General features: G+C 56.8%; 13 protein-coding genes. 7 read left to right on the top strand and 6 right to left on the bottom strand.

Features of this window, described 5'->3' with window-relative positions; all coding sequences use genetic code 11:
- On the bottom strand, positions 1–1,482 hold the full coding sequence (locus RY075_RS11735) for a UbiD family decarboxylase (protein ID WP_023314167.1): 1,482 nt from the start codon (positions 1,480–1,482) through the stop codon (positions 1–3).
- Between the two features lie 113 nt (positions 1,483–1,595).
- Between RY075_RS11735 and RY075_RS11730 the strand changes: the two genes are divergently transcribed.
- A complete protein-coding gene (locus RY075_RS11730; protein ID WP_045342960.1) occupies positions 1,596–2,480 on the top strand; it encodes a LysR substrate-binding domain-containing protein in 885 nt (294 codons plus the stop codon).
- On the opposite strand, the gene RY075_RS11725 is transcribed toward RY075_RS11730, so the two are convergent.
- The 4 genes from RY075_RS11725 to RY075_RS11710 all read right to left on the bottom strand — a co-directional run bounded on the left by RY075_RS11725 (position 2,471) and on the right by RY075_RS11710 (position 5,989).
- Positions 2,471–3,379: a LysR family transcriptional regulator gene (locus RY075_RS11725; RefSeq protein ID WP_045346210.1), complete on the bottom strand. Its 909-nt coding sequence runs from the start codon at positions 3,377–3,379 to the stop codon at positions 2,471–2,473. The genes RY075_RS11730 and RY075_RS11725 overlap by 10 nt on opposite strands.
- A gap of 1 nt (position 3,380) precedes the next feature.
- On the bottom strand, positions 3,381–4,358 hold the full coding sequence (locus tag RY075_RS11720; RefSeq protein WP_109948798.1) for an MBL fold metallo-hydrolase: 978 nt from the start codon (positions 4,356–4,358) through the stop codon (positions 3,381–3,383).
- Positions 4,359–4,465: 107 nt separating this feature from the next.
- Entirely contained in the window at positions 4,466–5,350 is an 885-nt protein-coding gene (locus RY075_RS11715) for an SDR family oxidoreductase (protein WP_022651207.1), read from the bottom strand.
- A 111-nt stretch (positions 5,351–5,461) separates the two neighbouring features.
- Positions 5,462–5,989 (bottom strand): GNAT family N-acetyltransferase, encoded by a 528-nt coding sequence (locus tag RY075_RS11710; protein ID WP_003857109.1) that lies wholly within the window; start codon positions 5,987–5,989, stop codon positions 5,462–5,464.
- 131 nt (positions 5,990–6,120) lie between these two features.
- Between RY075_RS11710 and treZ the strand changes: the two genes are divergently transcribed.
- Genes treZ through glgX form a run of 3 tightly spaced genes read left to right on the top strand, consistent with a single transcriptional unit; the run spans position 6,121 to position 12,464 of the window.
- Positions 6,121–7,908 carry a malto-oligosyltrehalose trehalohydrolase gene (gene treZ / locus RY075_RS11705; RefSeq protein WP_338628624.1) on the top strand — a complete coding sequence of 596 codons (1,788 nt, stop codon included), beginning with the start codon at positions 6,121–6,123 and terminating at the stop codon, positions 7,906–7,908.
- Complete coding sequence (treY, locus tag RY075_RS11700) at positions 7,905–10,373, top strand: malto-oligosyltrehalose synthase (RefSeq protein ID WP_325773783.1); 2,469 nt, start codon at positions 7,905–7,907, stop codon at positions 10,371–10,373. Before treZ ends, treY begins: the two co-directional genes overlap by 4 nt.
- Before the next feature lie 15 nt (positions 10,374–10,388).
- Entirely contained in the window at positions 10,389–12,464 is a 2,076-nt protein-coding gene (gene glgX, locus RY075_RS11695; RefSeq protein ID WP_232967650.1) for a glycogen debranching protein GlgX, read from the top strand.
- Here glgX and RY075_RS11690 read toward each other — a convergent pair.
- The gene (locus RY075_RS11690; RefSeq protein WP_003857118.1) at positions 12,461–13,009 is read right to left on the bottom strand and encodes a winged helix DNA-binding protein; all 549 of its coding nucleotides are present in this window, start codon (positions 13,007–13,009) and stop codon (positions 12,461–12,463) included. The two genes, glgX and RY075_RS11690, sit on opposite strands and share 4 nt — an antisense overlap.
- A 224-nt stretch (positions 13,010–13,233) precedes the next feature.
- Between RY075_RS11690 and RY075_RS11685 the strand changes: the two genes are divergently transcribed.
- The 3 genes from RY075_RS11685 to RY075_RS11675 are packed head-to-tail and all read left to right on the top strand — an operon-like array spanning position 13,234 to position 15,944.
- On the top strand, positions 13,234–13,956 hold the full coding sequence (locus tag RY075_RS11685) for a DUF969 domain-containing protein (RefSeq protein ID WP_003857121.1): 723 nt from the start codon (positions 13,234–13,236) through the stop codon (positions 13,954–13,956).
- The gene (locus RY075_RS11680) at positions 13,953–14,939 is read left to right on the top strand and encodes a DUF979 domain-containing protein (RefSeq protein WP_003857123.1); all 987 of its coding nucleotides are present in this window, start codon (positions 13,953–13,955) and stop codon (positions 14,937–14,939) included. Before RY075_RS11685 ends, RY075_RS11680 begins: the two co-directional genes overlap by 4 nt.
- Positions 14,940–14,948: 9 nt before the next feature.
- On the top strand, positions 14,949–15,944 hold the full coding sequence (locus tag RY075_RS11675) for a DUF2891 domain-containing protein (RefSeq protein ID WP_058658947.1): 996 nt from the start codon (positions 14,949–14,951) through the stop codon (positions 15,942–15,944).
- Positions 15,945–15,954: the final 10 nt, after the last annotated feature.

The following is a 15,954-nucleotide window of genomic DNA, read 5'->3' as shown; positions in this document are numbered from 1 at the left end:
CTATTTTTTAAACAGTTCAGGTGCCCACGGCGTTGGGTCTACCTCCATAAAGGGCGCACGCTCAAAGCGGGACTTCAGCGCCCAGGGCACCGTACAGTCGAAAATCGTTTTGCAGGTGATCCCGTTGCCACGAATGGAGGGGCTGTAGTCCGGCGCCTGAGACGGATCGAGCTGGTGTCCACGGATCCCCGGCAGATGGGTGATGCTGACATCGCCCTGCATACGGGTCGTCATCGCCCACAAGATGTCGTCGCTGTCGAAAATATCCACATCTTCGTCGACGAGAATAATGTTTTTAAGCTCGGAATAGGTGGCTAACGCAATGAGAGCCGCCTGACCCTGACGCCCTTCGTCAGAGGGCTGGCGTTTTTTCACCTGCAATACGCCAAGGAACTTGCCGCCGCCAGCGGTATGCGCATAGACGTTTTGCAGAAAACCGGGGATGGCTTCTTCCACCGCATTACGGATGCTGGCCTCCGTTGGCAAACCGGCCAGCGTGGTGTGCTCTTCGCCCGGTCCTACCAGGGTTTGCAGGATCGCCTGATGACGCATCGTGACGGCCTTCACTTTGATTACCGGTAAGGAGGGGTTAGCCTCCCCGCAGTAGCCGGGAAATTCCGGCATCGCGTGCCCGGTGTGGGTATGCTGATCTTCTTCTACGCGCACGCCCGGCAGCAGTTCGCCTTCGATGATAATTTCCGCACGCGCAATCGCTTTTTCATTTACGGCCACACCCTGCACCAGCTCGACGGGGGTCTGACGTAACGCACCGGCGACACCCAGTTCGTTGTAGCCGAAGGGCGTGGTAGGGGCTTCGAAACAGGCGCCAATATAGATAGCGGGATCGAGACCCATATTGATCGTGACCGGCAACGGTTTACCCGCCTCCTCGGCTTTCTTACGGAACACTTCAATATGGCGGCCCGCGGCAAGAAACATGGAGAGCTCATCGCGCTCCTGAACGCAGAGACGGTGAATAGTGACATCGGTCAGTGAGGCATCTTCCGGATCGCTTGCCAGCACCAGCCCCAGACAGAAGAACGGACCGGCATCTATCGGCGTGTTGGTCGGTGCCGGAAGCAATTTACGCAGATCGAAGTCCGGATTGTCGGCATAAAACACCTGTTCCTGACACGGCGCCTGGGCCGCCGGGACGACAACGGGAGCAATCGGGTTTTTCACGGCCTGGCCGACATGTTTTGCCAGTTCAGAGGGTTCGCAGCCCAACAGGAGCGCCGCCCGCTCGCGGCTGGCGTGCATTCCGACCAGAATACGGGAGTCGGGGTATCCCTTAATAGCGTTAAACATCATCGCCGGGCCAATGCGCGTCGGACGTTTTACCGTGCCGCCAGCACCAATATGCCGGTACACACCCGCCAGCTCCGCGTCAGGATCGACCGGATGGCTGGTTTCAAGGTATTGACCTTCATGGCGTTTTAGCAGTTCGATAGCACTTCTGAGATCGTTGATGTGGTTTTCCATATTTTTCCCCCCTCGGATGAATGCATCCATTCTTAACCGGACGAAGAGGGCTATCAATTGCATCATTTATGCTATTTTAATATGAATTTTATTATCAATAATAAAGGCATGGTATGCAGTTTCGACTGATGCGCAATTTTATCGTGGTGGCGGAAGAGCTTCACATGCATCGAGCGGCGGAGCGCCTTAACATGGCGCAGCCCGCGCTGAGTCAGCAGATAAAAACGCTTGAAGATCGTCTGGGGGTAATGCTCTTTAGCCGGGCGAATCGTCGCCTGACGCTGACGCCAGCCGGTGAGGCGTTTCTCAGTAAAGCCAGAGTCGCGATTTTAATGACCGATCAGGCGATTCTGGATGCCAGACAGACGGCCAGAGGAGAACAGGGCGTGCTGAATCTCGGATGTGTTTCAAGTGCGATATTCGACAGTAAGCTGCCCGCCGCGCTGCGGCTTTTACATGAGAAATGGCCCGCCATCAGCCTTTCCATGATGACGGGAAATGTGCAAACCCTTTATACCGGCGTGCAAAGCAACCAGCTGGATGTGGCCATTATTCGTGCCCCGTTACCGCTGCTGCCTGACGATCTGCAAAGCCGTCCTTTCACAACGGAAAAAGCCGTGCTGGCCTTACCTCGTCAACACAGCCTGGCGGGCTCCGCCGCGCTGACGCTTGCGTCGGTGAAAGAGGAGAAGTGGATCGCCCTGCGCGACCCGGAGGGGATGGGGCTGGAGCAATATTTCTACGATGCCTGCCACAGCGCGGGCATACAGCCTGACGTTGTGCAAAATGCCACCGATGTCCCCACGGTGATAAGCCTCGTCTCGGCAGGGTTTGGCATCGCCATGCTGCCGGCTTCAGCGAAGGCGATATGCGTACAAAACGTCGTCTTTGTGAATATTCTTGACCGACTCCGGGAGAGCGAGCTGACGCTGGTTTGCCACCGGATTATTCGCTCTGAGGTGCTGAAAAAATTGATGAGTATCCTCGATCATACCTGACGTCCGGCGGCCTGAAGAAGCTGTTCTCGCAGCCAGCGGTTAGCCGGATCCTGGCTGTTTTTCGGGTGCCAGTACATACCGATGACGATCGGCGGGAGATCCAGCGGCGGCGGAAAAATATCAAGCGTTTGCGTAAACCGTAGCAACATGCGTCTGGGTAAGGTGCAGAGCAAATCGGTACCGGCAACAATCGCAGGCGCCATCGCATAGCTTTGCGTCGACATCACTACGTTACGCTGGTGGCCAAGCCCCGCCAGATGCTGATCGACAAAGCCCGCGAACGGGTCGCCCTCGGATGAAACCACCAGGTGGGAAAGGCTACAATAGCTATCCAGATCCATCGGACCCGTACCGCGCGGATGGCCTTTTCGCTGAGCTGTGGCATATTCATCGTCAAACAGCTTGCGTCTGACCCATGCATCGTGCGCCACCGCGTTAACGCCGACATAAATATCCACATCGCCATTTTCCATCTGCGCTGGCAGCAGTTGGGTTTCCGGGAGCGCAAAACGCAGGCGGATACCTGGCGCCGCACTGCTAATCTGATTCTGCAACTCTGCCCCCAGCATCAGCGCCGGGTTCTCGTGCAAGGCAATCACAAAGGTGCGGTTGCTGTTCTGCGCGTTAAACGTGGTGGGTTCAAGCATCGCCGATATACCCTGCAAAACCGTCGCGACCTGCGGCCTTAACGCCTCGGCGCGCGGCGTCGGTAACACCCCACGTCCGTGTGGGGAAGGGACAAACAGCGGCTCACCAAACAACACGCGCAGGCGCGCAAGGCGGGCAGACATCGCCGGCTGGCTGATGCCCAGCCGCGCGGCGGCATGGGTGATATTCTGGTCCCTGAGTAACGCATCCAGCGTCAGGATCAGGTCCATATCCATATCGGAGGGGGACATCTTATTTTGCGTCACGGTTGGTATAGGTCACCGGAACCCACGCGTAGCCGTCCCGCTCACCTTTCGTCACATAGCCGATCCCGGGGAAAGGCAGATGTGGCGCCGCAATCAGCGCTTTATTTTTCACAAACTCAGCGAAAGCAGCGTTGCGCACCCGGGCGGCGCCGTCCTGATCCTCATCGTAAGCAATCGTCACGTTGGGCTGTGGGAACTGAACCGCGGCAACGTGAATGATGTCGCCGACAAAAGTCATTTTTTCACCTTTGCTCTCCAGCGTGTAGAACGCGGAGCCTGGAGTGTGACCCGGGTGAACCGTACCGCTGATGCCCGGCAGAAGCTGTTCCGTGCCGGAGAAGGTCGTCACTTTTCCGGCATCCAGATAGGGCTTTAAGGTCTTGTGCGCGACGTCGAAGTAGTTCTGGTCATAGCCAGACTTTTTCTGGTTCTCGTCGTTAAAGAAGAAATCGATATCCGGTTTGCCGACATACACCTGCGCGCGGGTAAACACGCGCTGACCGTCTTTAACCAGGCCGCCAGCGTGATCGGAGTGCGCATGGGTGATCAGAATATCGGTAATATCTTCGGGTTTGATGCCCTGGGTCGCCAGGCTCTCAATCAGCCGCCCGCCTTTGCCGGGGCCAAACAGCTGACCGGAACCGGTATCCACCAGAATTTTGTGGCCGGGGATGGCGATATAGAACGCGTTAATCGACGCTTCCACCGGATTGGCCTGGAAGTTTTTAGCCAGTAACGCATCGGTATTTTCCGCCGTCGTCTGGCGCAGTAAGGCGTGCAGATCCTGCGGCACGCTGCCGTCCGTAAAGGCGGTGACAATCGTATCGCCAACCTGAACGCTGTAGCCGCCAGCCTGCTGTTTCACCACATGCTGCGGAACGCTGGCCACCGCGTGGATAGCGGGAAAGAATAAAACCGAACCGGCCAACAGGGTTGATATCGCAAGTTTTTTCACAGTAAACATGATGGGCTCCTCAATAGTAAGTTCATCATAGTTCAACTGCGATTTTTGAGAACCGCCGGGAAGTGAATGTGACCTATCCATGGAATGGATAGGTCTGAGAGGATGCTTTACAGCACGCCGGTACCGCCGTCAGAGCACCACACTTGCCCGGAGGCGTATGAGCAGGTATCGGAGGCAAACAATACATACAGCGGTGCGATTTCAACCGGCTGGCCCGGTCTGCCCAGGGGCGTATCTTCCCCGAACTTCTGAACTTTGGACTGCGGCTGGCCGCCGCTGGACTGAAGAGGCGTCCAGTATGGACCTGGCGCGACGGCATTCACCCGAATTCCACGCGGTCCCAGCTGCTGGGCCAGAGACTTGGTAAAGGCTACGTTACAGGCTTTGGTCTGCGCATAGTCCACCAGGATCGCGCTCGGTTTAAACGCCTGAACGGAAGTGGTGTTAATGATCACGGCGCCTTCCTGCAAATGGCGTAGCGCAGCTTTGGTGATCCAGAAGGGGGCATAGACGTTGGTCTTAAACGTCGCGTCAAAATCTGCCGTGGTGAGATCGTCGATCGATTCGCAGTACTGCTGGCGTCCGGCGTTATTCACCAGGATATCCAGGCCACCCAGTTCCGCGACGGCTTTTTCCACCAGCGTATCGCAGAACGACTCCACGCGAATGTCGCCCGGAATGGCGACCGCTTTACGGCCTTCAGCCTGAATCAGCGCAATGACCGATGCCGCATCGGACTCCTCTTCCGGCAGATAGCCAATAGCGACATCTGCGCCTTCACGGGCATAGGCGATCGCTACCGCGCGACCAATTCCGGAATCACCGCCGGTAATCAGCGCTTTTTTTCCTGCCAGTTTTCCTGACCCGATATAACTTGTTTCACCATGATCCGGTATTGGCTTCATTTCCGATGCCAGCCCGGGGGCCCTTTGCGGTTGTTCAGCAAACGGTGGACGAGGGTAATGCAGCGTGTGATTATTTCCTGTAGACATACCGGCCTCCTTAATAGTGAATTCCAAGATTAGTCGTTAATTAAACGTAAGCGGGCAAAATTGACAAATTCAGACAAATCTATCTTCCGGTAGCGGATATAAAATATTTTCTCAAGCCAGCATGTAATACCAGAAAAGGGCGACCTCATCTTTTTCCGGCAGGGCGTTGTAAAGATAGCGATCGTAACCGCCGAGAATAAACCCATAGTGACGATAAAAAAGACAGGCAGAAACATTAACGTTCTGCGTCTCCAGCCGTAACCCGGGCGCATTGAGGCTTCGCGCCCAGACGTGGGTGGCGGACATCAGCTTGTGCGCCGCGCCCGTACGACGCTTTGAACGCTCCACGGCAATGTAATCCACCGATATAAATTTATTCCAGTTGCAGGACGCGGTAATAAAACCGGCGATTTCACCGTCATCCGTTTCGGCGATAAGAAATATTGAATCCGGATTAACGCAATGATTTTCCAGCGTCTGGAGATCCAGTTCATAGGTTTTAAGATAAGGTTCGGTCAGCGCCTCGATATGCAAATCACCATTGAGAAAAGGCTCTCTGGCAATCTCATCGACCGTAAAAGAAAAATCACAGCATTCAAGACGGGCAAGGTCGGTGCTTAATCCTTTTCGAATATGCATAGTATTCCTTAAGTGGGAGTTATATATAGATAATAGACGAAGCGGCATACCCTGCTGGCATAACACTCTGTAGATCCTGGTCTAAGCTTGTATTTCGTTCCGCGTAAAATGTGGTCATTCGAGGACAATGAATGGAATTCAGAACATGTCGCAGGCACTGGGGTGCTGAGTTTATTTCCGATGACGTTGTACGTTTTCGCGTCTGGGCAGAAGGGCAAAAAGATCTCACGTTGCGTTTAACCGATACCGACATTCCCATGGCGGCGGTGGGCGACGGCTGGTTTCAGATTGACGTGCCCGGCGTCAGGCACGGTACGACGTATCAGTTTGTTTTACAGGATGGAATGGCGGTGCCGGACCCGGCCTCGCGCGCGCAGCAGGCTGACGTCAATGGCCCGTCGGTGGTGATCGACCCGCGTCGCAGCCTGCCCGCTCAGCGCGAATGGCAAGGACGACCGTGGGAAGAGACGGTGATCTACGAGCTGCATATCGGCACCTTCACCGGGGAAGGAACCTTCAGGTCGGCCATAGACAAACTGCCTTATCTGGCCGAACTGGGTATTACGCAACTGGAAGTGATGCCCGTGTCCCAGTTCGGGGGCGCGCGCGGATGGGGGTATGACGGTGTACTGCTGTATGCCCCGCACTCGGCTTATGGTACACCGGATGATTTTCATGCCTTCATTGATGCCGCCCACGCGCTCGGGCTTTCCGTGGTGCTGGATATCGTACTCAACCACTTTGGCCCGGAAGGGAATTACCTGCCGTTGCTCTCGCCGGCGTTTTTCCATCAGGATCGTATGACCCCGTGGGGCAACGGTATTGCCTATGAGGTTGAAGCTGTCCGGCAATACATCGCTGAGGCGCCGTTATTCTGGCTCTCGGAGTATCATCTTGACGGTCTGCGCTTCGACGCCATCGACCAGATCCATGACGACGCTGAGACCCATATTCTTCCCGAGATAGCGCAACGGATCCGCGACGCCTTTCCGGATCGGCATATCCATCTGACCACCGAAGACAGTCGCAACGTGATTTTCCTGCATCCGCGTGATGAGCATGGTCAGACGCCGCTTTTCACCGCCGAATGGAATGATGATTTTCACAACGCCGCGCATGTCTTCGCGACGGGAGAATCACACGCCTACTATCAGGATTTTGCCTTTGAGCCGGAGAAAAAACTGGCGCGGGCGCTGGCAGAAGGCTTTGTCTACCAGGGGGAAATCTCGCTTCAGACCGGAAAATCGCGCGGGGTAGAGTGTCGCGAGCAACCCCCACAGTTTTTTGTCGATTTTATTCAAAATCACGACCAGGTCGGCAACCGTGCCCAGGGGGAGAGGCTTATCTCTCTGGCTGGGGCGGATAAAACGCGCGTGCTGTTCGCGGCGCTGCTCCTGTCGCCCCATATTCCGCTGCTGTTTATGGGCGAGGAGTATGGCGAAACGCATCCGTTCCTCTTTTTCACCGACTTCCACGGCGACCTGGCGAAAGCGGTGCGGGAAGGGCGCGCGAAAGAGTTTACCGGCCATGCCGGGCACGATGAAACCGTACCGGACCCCAATGACGTAAATACCTTTATGCGGTCGAAGCTTGACTGGAACAAGGCAGACACGGAGGAAGGCAGGGCGTGGCTGCACGTCACGCGCGAGCTGATTGTGCTGCGTCAGCGCTTTATCGTCCCGTTACTGAAACAGCGGGGCACCGTGGAGGGTAACGTCCTGCAAACGGCGCTCGGCATGGTTGCCGTGAGCTGGCGTTTTCCGTCCGGCACGTTGTCGCTGGCGTTGAATATCGGCAAAAAGCCGCTCGCCTTAACGGACCTGCCCGGAAAAACGATCTTTAGCTGGCCGGAGGCAGTCGAAAACCTGCCGCCGAACAGCATTGTTGTTCGCTTTGCTGATGGAGAAGCAGCGCTATGATCCCTTCCTCTACTTACCGAATTCAGTTTCGCAACGGCATGATCTTTGACCGCGTTGCAGACCTGATTCCGTATATGAAAGACCTTGGTATCAGCCATCTTTACGCGTCGCCTGTTTTCACCGCAACCACGAATTCCACCCACGGCTATGACGTGACCGACCCCAACGAAATTGACCCGGCGATTGGCGGGCGGGAAGGGTTTGACCGCATGGCGGCGGCGCTGAAACAGGCGGGGATGGGGCTGATTCTGGATATCGTTCCTAACCATATGTCGACCTCGCTGGAAAACCGCTGGTGGCGAGATGTTATCGAACATGGCGGGCAGAGCCGCTATGCGGCGTATTTTGATATCGACTGGTCCCGACCGCTGACGTTGCCGTTTCTTGGCGACACCTTTGAAGCCGAGCTGGAGCGGGGGACTATCACCTTAAAACGTGACAGTGTCACAAACAGCGCAGCGCTGGTTTACTATGATACCGCCTATCCGCTTAATCCCGGCACGTATGCCGAAGGCAAGAGCATCGCTGAGATCCACGAGGCGCAAAGCTGGCGGCTGATGTCCTGGCGTGAAGCGCCGAAACAGCTTTCATGGCGTCGCTTTTTTGAAATCACCGGGCTGGTCGGCGTGCGGGTAGAGGATGAGGCGGTATTCGCAGATACGCACCACCTGATCCTTGAGCTTGTCCACGCCGGGGTTGTCGACGGCCTGCGCATTGACCATGTGGACGGGCTTGCCGATCCGCTGGGCTATTTGCAGCGACTGCGTGCGGCTACCGGACCGGATTGCTACATCACGGTGGAAAAAATCCTCGCCAAAGGGGAACAGCTTCCTCCGGAGTGGCCCATCTCAGGTACTACGGGTTATGAGTTTATCGCCTCCCTGGCGGAAGTGCTGGTGGATGATACCAACCTCTCGCGGCTGGAGATGCTCTACGACGAGACGCTGGGTACGACCGTGGACAGGCAGGCGGAACTTCGCAACGCCAAAGGGCTGATGACCGATCGTAATTTTGAGGGTGAATTTACCACGTTGCTCAAAATAGCCAGCGAGCTGGCCGGGCATAACGGCGCCGAAGTGGAGCATGATGATATCCGCCATGCCCTGCGTGAGCTGCTTATCGCGTTTCCGGTGTATCGCACCTACGGCACCGCTGAGGGACTGACGCCACCGGATGTGGCGCTGCTCAGCCGTGTGGTCGCCAGCGTCAACGCCTCTGAACCCGCTCTGAGCCTGATCGTGCGTATTCTTACCGGCGATCTGCCGGAGCATGACCACGCGCTGGCCTCGCTTTTCCGCACCCGTTTTCAGCAACTGACCGGGCCGCTGATGGCGAAATCGGTAGAGGATACGCTGTTCTTCCGCCATAACCTGGAGCTGGCCCTGAACGAAGTCGGCGCCGACCCGACGCCGCGCGCGTTTTCACTTTCCCGTTTTCATCAGGAAATGCGCATTCGTCTTGCCCGCCAGCCCGATGCGCTGCTGGGAACCTCCACCCACGACACCAAACGCGGCGAGGATGCACGAGCTCGTCTGTATACGCTGACGGAAGCGCCAGATCTGTGGGGAGAAAATCTGGCGCGCTGGCGGCAGATGAACCAGACGCAGGTCCGATTCCTCAACGATGGCACCGCGCCGAACGCCGCCGACACCTGGATGATCTTCCAGGCGCTGGCGGGCGTCTGGCCAGCAACCCTGTCGCCTGAGGATCGTGATGGCCTTAAGTCACTGGAAGAGCGTTTCCTCAGCTTTATCGAGAAAGCCCTGCGCGAGGCCAAGCAGCGTACCGACTGGATCGACAGCAACGAAGGTTACGAGAGCGTGGTCCTGGACTACGTGCGCCATCTGCTTTCCCCGGATAACACCCTGTTCCTGCGTGATTTCAGTGCCGCACTCCAGCCGTTTATTCGGGCTGGGTTAATGAACAGCCTGAGCCAGACGGTGATCAAGCTGACTGCGCCTGGCGTACCGGACATCTACCAGGGCAGCGAGGGGCTTAACTTCAGCCTCGTCGACCCGGATAACCGCCGCGAACCGGATTTCGCCGCACTGGCGGAAAACCTCAGCGTAGCGGATGGCACCGTTTTTAACGATGCGCAACGCTGGCGAGACGGCAGCGTGAAGCAGTACGTTACCGCCACGCTGTTACGGCTTCGGCCACATTACCCCGCACTTTTCCGCTACGGCGACTGGCTGCCGCTGAAGGTAACCGGTGAGCGGGAGGAGAATCTGATCGTTTATGCCCGCATAAAAGATGACGAGGCGCTGATCGTCGCCGTGCCGCGTCTGGTGTTTGACGTCACCGACAATGCGATGCTGTGGGCCAACACTATCGTGGCCATACCCCAGGAGCTGGCCGGGAAGCACTACCGGGATCTGTTTACCGGTGAGCGTCGCCTTCTGCCAGAGACGCTGGATTTAACGTCTGAAAAGGGATGTTTGTTGGTTCTGCTTACCTGCGACTAATCGAGGAGAACAAAAATGCCAAAGGATACAACGTTTGAAATTCGGGCCGGTCATGGCCAGCAGTTGGGCGCAAATTATGACGGGAAAGGGGTAAACTTCGCCCTGTTTTCCGCCCACGCGGAGCGGGTGGAGCTGTGTCTGTTTGATCCTTCGGGAAAAACAGAAATCGCCCGCCTGGAACTGCCGGAATATACCCATGAGGTCTGGCACGGCTATGTGCCGGATCTGAAACCGGGGGCGCTGTATGGCTACCGTGTGTATGGCCCCTACGATCCGGAGAACGGTCACCGTTTTAACCCCAATAAGCTGCTTATTGACCCCTATGCCCGTGAACTGGTGGGTGACATTGAGTGGAACGATGCCCACTTCGGCTATGAGCTGGGACACGATGAGCTGGATCTCAGTTTTGATACGCGAGACAGCGCGCCATTTACGCCCAAATGTAAGGTCATCGACCCCAATGCCGTTGACTGGCAGGACTCACGCCGGCCCGATATCCCGTGGCCGCATACCGTGGTCTATGAAAGCCACGTAAAAGGCTTTACCCAGCTTAACCCGGCTATTCCGCCTGAACTGCGCGGTACGTTTGAGGGGATGGGGCATAAAGCCTCGGTGGAGTACATCAAAAGCCTCGGCATTACCTCGGTCGAGCTGCTACCGGTTCACTGGTTCCCTGACGATCAGCACCTGCTCGATCGCGGCCTGAAAAACTTCTGGGGCTATAACTCGCTCGGTTTCTTTGCGCCAGCGTCCCGCTATTACGGCCCGGCGGGCATCCAGGGTTTCCGCGACATGGTGCGTGCCTATCATGACGCGGGCATCGAGGTGATCCTCGACGTGGTCTATAACCACACGGCGGAGGGCAACGAGCTGGGACCAACCCTGTCGTTTAAGGGGATTGATAACTTCTGTTATTACCGCACCATGCCGGATCAGCACCGGTATTACATCAACGACACCGGCACCGGGAACACCGTTAATACTTCGCACCCGCGCGTGTTACAGATGGTCCTGGACTCCCTGCGCTACTGGGCGGAGTCGATGCAGATTGACGGTTTCCGCTTTGACCTCGGGACCATTCTCGGACGTGAGCCAGAGGGGTTCGATCCGCGCGGCGGCTTCTTTGATGCCGTGACCCAGGATCCGGTGCTGTCGAAGCTGAAGCTCATCGGTGAGCCGTGGGATATCGGCCCCGGCGGGTATCAGGTGGGGGGCTTCCCACCTGGCTGGGGTGAGTGGAACGACAAATACCGCGATACGGTACGTGAATACTGGAAGGGGGATAACGTTTCTAACGATTTTGCCGCCCGTCTGTTAGGGTCCGGTGATTTGTACGATCTGCGCGGGCGTCGTCCGTGGGCCAGCGTCAATTTTATCACCGCGCATGACGGCTTCACGCTGAACGACCTGGTATCGTACAACGAGAAACATAACGCCGATAACGGGGAAGATAATAACGACGGACATAACGATAACCGTTCGTATAACTACGGCGAGGAAGGGCCGACGGAAAACCTGGATATCATTGCCACCCGCGAGCGGCAAAAGCGCAACTTCCTCACCACGCTCTTCTTCTCGCACGGCACGCCGATGCTGCTGGCAGGCGATGAGTTTGGCCGGACGCAAAAGGGCAATAATAACGGCTATTGTCAGGACAGCGAGATCTCCTGGGTAAACTGGGAAGGACTCACTGAAAACGACGAGAAGCTGCGCGACTTTACCCGTCGGTTGATTGCCCTGCGCGCGACGCAGCCGCTGCTGCGACGTGAGAACTGGCGCGACGGGCTGGAGATCCGCTGGTTTAACGCCGGCGGCGGACCGCAGCAGTCGGAACAGTGGGACGAGGGTTCCACCCTTGGTCTTGCCATCAGCCGTCCTGATCTTGAGCAGGAAGAGGGCGTCTGGCAAGACGTGCTGATGCTGTTTAACCCGTTTGAAGGTACGGTGCCATTCCAGATCCCGCAGTTTGGCGAAGGGGGTTGGGTGCTCGAACTCTCGACGTCGGAGGATGCCCCCACGGGGGAAATCATCACTGAATCTGTCGATTACGAGCTGGCCGGGCGGAGTATCACCCTGTTCCGCCGTCCTTAAAGCGAAGCCGCCGCGCGTGCGGCGGTATCATACAGGGAGGAGATCGCGCGGAGTAACTGCGCGGTCTCGCCAATCGACGCGCCCGGAATACCGCTTTCCGCATGAATGTTGATCAGGCAGGCCTCCCGCACCTCCCGGTACTTCATGCACAGCGCTTTTCCCTCCTCCGTAGTGGAGAAAAAAAGCTCTTTTCCCGCTTTCTCGCTGGTGACGTAGCCCGCCTTGACCAGCTTTTTCAGCGCATACGTCACCACGTGGGTATCTTCCACGTTCAGCACAAAGCAGATGTCAGCCAGCTTTTTCTTACGGTTGCGGTGATTCACGTGGTGCAGAAGCGAAACATCAAAGGCCCCCATATCCGGTTCACCCGCTGCGGTCATGCAGCGCACCATCCATTTGTTAAACGCATTGCTGGTCATGATCAGCGCATATTCCAGCTCTGATAATTCAGCACACCGCTCTGAGACGAGATGACGGGAGGAGACGATTCGCCCGTCCGCAATATCGTCGTGGTTTAACGCTGTCGTCTTTTTCTTTACTGTCATAACGATCCTTCCCCCGAAATGTAAACCCGTCGATAAAATAAGAACATTTTATTGATAAATTGTTTACATGTTTTTGACGTTCAGATATAGCTTTTTAGTGCAGGTTCTGTGGAGCCTCACGCAAAACACAACATCGCGCGCCGTAATGCACCGGCTTCGCTCTGCTGCGAAGTATAAAAAATAGCCGTCGGCGCGCAACGCTCACTTTGGATAGGGTAACGTTTATGGACAGTTCTACACTGTTGCCACTTATCGGGATTCCGGTGGTGGTTATTGGTTTTGCACTGCGTTTCAACCCGCTGCTGGTTGTCGTGGTGGCGGGCCTGGCGACGGGCCTGCTGGTTGGCATGGATTTCGGTATGCTGCTGGAAACCTTTGGCGAAAAGTTCGTGAATAGCCGATCGCTTGCCACCTTCATTCTGATCCTGCCGGTGATTGGCCTATTAGAGTATTACGGGCTGAAAGAACGCGCCCAGGCCTGGGTCGCGAAGATCGCCAGCGCCACCTCGGCGCGTATCCTGATGCTCTACTTTGTTGCCCGCGAAGGAACGGCTGCGCTGGGCCTGATGTCGCTTGGCGGCCACGCGCAAACGGTGCGTCCGCTGCTGGCGCCGATGGCGGAAGGGGCAGCTCTGAATGAATACGGGGAACTGCCGCAGACTATCCGCGACAAAATCAAAGCCCATGCCGCCGCGTGTGACAATATCGCGGTTTTCTTTGGGGAAGATATTTTTATCGCCTTTGGCGCGGTACTGCTGATTGATGCGTTCCTGAAAGAGAACGGGATCGAGGGGATCGAACCGCTGCATATCGGCCTGTGGGCCATTCCGACCGCCATTGCGGCACTGATCATCCATATGACGCGTCTGCTACGCCTCGATGCCAGCATTCGTCGCGACGTGATGGCCTGGAAAGCAGAGCAGGGTACGCAGGAGATCGCACCATGATGACCCTCATCACCATTAACCGCGTGTACTACCTGATCGGCTTCGTCGTGATGCTGCTGGTTGTGATGACCCTTCGCGATCGCGCTAACCCGAAACGCTATACCACGGCGCTGTTCTGGTTTCTGTTTGGCGGGATCTTCCTGTTTGGCGATCTGATGGTGCAGGAGCTGGGTAAGTCCCTGGCGTATCGCATTATTGGCGGCGCCGTTATCGTGATTGCGCTGCTGGCCGGTTTCGGGCTGGTCGGGAAAGGGCGTTATAAAATGTCCACCGAGGAGGAGCGCGTTGCCTCGTCGAACCGGCTGAAAAACTGGCTGTTTTTACCGGCACTGATGATCCCCGTGGTAACGGTCATCGGGACGCTATTTTTGAAAGGCGTGTCGATTGGCGGTGTCTATCTGCTCGACCAGAAACAGCTTACGCTGGCGGCGCTGTGCGTGGCCTGTGTGGCAGCTATCCTCACCGGCTGGTGGCTGACAAAAGGTACGCCGCTGCATGCGGTTCGTCAGTCGCGTCGGCTGGTCGATACCATTGGCTGGGCGGTGATCCTGCCGCAGATGCTCGCCATGCTCGGCGGGGTGTTTGTGGTGGCGAATACCGGCGAATCGGTACAAAAGGTGGTCAGCCTGTTTGTGAACCCGGACAGCCGCTTCATGCTGGTGGTCATTTATTGCGTGGGGATGGCGCTGTTTACCATGATCATGGGTAACGCCTTCGCAGCCTTCCCGGTGTTAAGCGCCGGTATCGCTCTGCCATTCCTGATTAATGTCCATCACGGTAACCCAGCGCCGCTGCTGGCTATCGGTATGTACGCTGGCTATTGCGGCACGCTGATGACGCCGATGGCCGCCAACTTCAACATTGTGCCCGCCGCGCTACTGGAGCTAAAAGACAAATATCAGGTTATCAAGATCCAGATCCCGACCGCGTTAACCCTGCTGGTGGTGAACGTGTTCTTAATGTATTTCCTCGTGTTTCGCTAAGGAGCTGCAATGGAATTAACGCAACATCAGGCTGACGCCTTCGCCAGAATGCCGTTGACCTATTTACGTCAGGAATACCCGAACCACATTATGCATCTGCTCAACGATGACGGCGACGTTCTGCCGCCTCGCGAGCTGCACCCGATCTTTTACGGCTGTTTTGACTGGCACTCTGCGGTGCACGGCTACTGGCTGCTGCTGCGCTGCCTGCGTCTCTGGCCCGAACTGCCGTGCCGGGAAGAGATCATCACTCTGTTCGAAGAACACCTGACCGACGAGAAGGTGGCGAAGGAGTTGGCCTATTTTACCGCGCCGTTCCGCGCGTCGTTTGAGCGGCCTTATGGCTACGGCTGGCTGCTGGCGCTGGCGCAGGAGCTGAAGCAATCGTCACTGCCGCAGGCGGAGCGTTGGTACCAGACGCTGCAACCGTTAACGCTGGATATTCGCCAGCGGCTGGTGGATTACCTCAGCAAGCTTACCTATCCGATCCGCGTCGGGACGCACTACAACACGGCGTTTGCGCTCGCGTTGGGGCTGGATTATGCCCGGGCGGTGAACGATGACACGCTTGAGCGCGCCATCCTGGACGCGGCAACGCGGTTTTACCTCGCGGACACGCAATATCCTGCGCATTATGAGCCGGGTGGCGACGAGTATATCTCCGGAGCGCTGACCGAGGCCCTGCTGATGAGTAAGGTGGTGGAGGATTTCCCGGCCTGGTTCGATGCGTTTCTTCCTGAAGTGGGCGCCGTTTCTGCGCTGATGAACCCGGCAGAGGTGAGCGACCGCACCGACCCGAAAATCGCGCACCTGGACGGGCTTAACCTCAGCCGCGCCTGGTGTATGAAGCACATTGTCCGTGCTCTGCCGGAAAATCATCACGCCCGGAAGCCATTACACGATGCCGTTGCGCGCCATCTTTCGGCAAGCGTGGAGCATGTTGTCGGCAGCCACTACAGCGGCGGGCACTGGCTGGCGAGTTTTGCGCTGCTGGCGCTGGAGTAGCGCTTAGTTA

It is taken from the genome of Enterobacter sp. JJBC, assembly GCF_036936505.1.
Taxonomy (GTDB): domain Bacteria; phylum Pseudomonadota; class Gammaproteobacteria; order Enterobacterales; family Enterobacteriaceae; genus Enterobacter; species Enterobacter hormaechei_C.
The sequence above is the reverse complement of the archived record's forward strand: the minus strand, read 5'-3'. Positions and strand labels throughout refer to the sequence as shown.

Coding starts and splice junctions, on each gene's coding strand:
- RY075_RS11735 (WP_023314167.1), bottom strand. CDS start 1,482: ATGGAAAACCACATCAACGATCTCAGAAGTGCTATCGAACTGCTAAAA.
- RY075_RS11730 (WP_045342960.1), top strand. CDS start 1,596: ATGCAGTTTCGACTGATGCGCAATTTTATCGTGGTGGCGGAAGAGCTT.
- RY075_RS11725 (WP_045346210.1), bottom strand. CDS start 3,379: ATGTCCCCCTCCGATATGGATATGGACCTGATCCTGACGCTGGATGCG.
- RY075_RS11720 (WP_109948798.1), bottom strand. CDS start 4,358: ATGTTTACTGTGAAAAAACTTGCGATATCAACCCTGTTGGCCGGTTCG.
- RY075_RS11715 (WP_022651207.1), bottom strand. CDS start 5,350: ATGTCTACAGGAAATAATCACACGCTGCATTACCCTCGTCCACCGTTT.
- RY075_RS11710 (WP_003857109.1), bottom strand. CDS start 5,989: ATGCATATTCGAAAAGGATTAAGCACCGACCTTGCCCGTCTTGAATGC.
- treZ (WP_338628624.1), top strand. CDS start 6,121: ATGGAATTCAGAACATGTCGCAGGCACTGGGGTGCTGAGTTTATTTCC.
- treY (WP_325773783.1), top strand. CDS start 7,905: ATGATCCCTTCCTCTACTTACCGAATTCAGTTTCGCAACGGCATGATC.
- glgX (WP_232967650.1), top strand. CDS start 10,389: ATGCCAAAGGATACAACGTTTGAAATTCGGGCCGGTCATGGCCAGCAG.
- RY075_RS11690 (WP_003857118.1), bottom strand. CDS start 13,009: ATGACAGTAAAGAAAAAGACGACAGCGTTAAACCACGACGATATTGCG.
- RY075_RS11685 (WP_003857121.1), top strand. CDS start 13,234: ATGGACAGTTCTACACTGTTGCCACTTATCGGGATTCCGGTGGTGGTT.
- RY075_RS11680 (WP_003857123.1), top strand. CDS start 13,953: ATGATGACCCTCATCACCATTAACCGCGTGTACTACCTGATCGGCTTC.
- RY075_RS11675 (WP_058658947.1), top strand. CDS start 14,949: ATGGAATTAACGCAACATCAGGCTGACGCCTTCGCCAGAATGCCGTTG.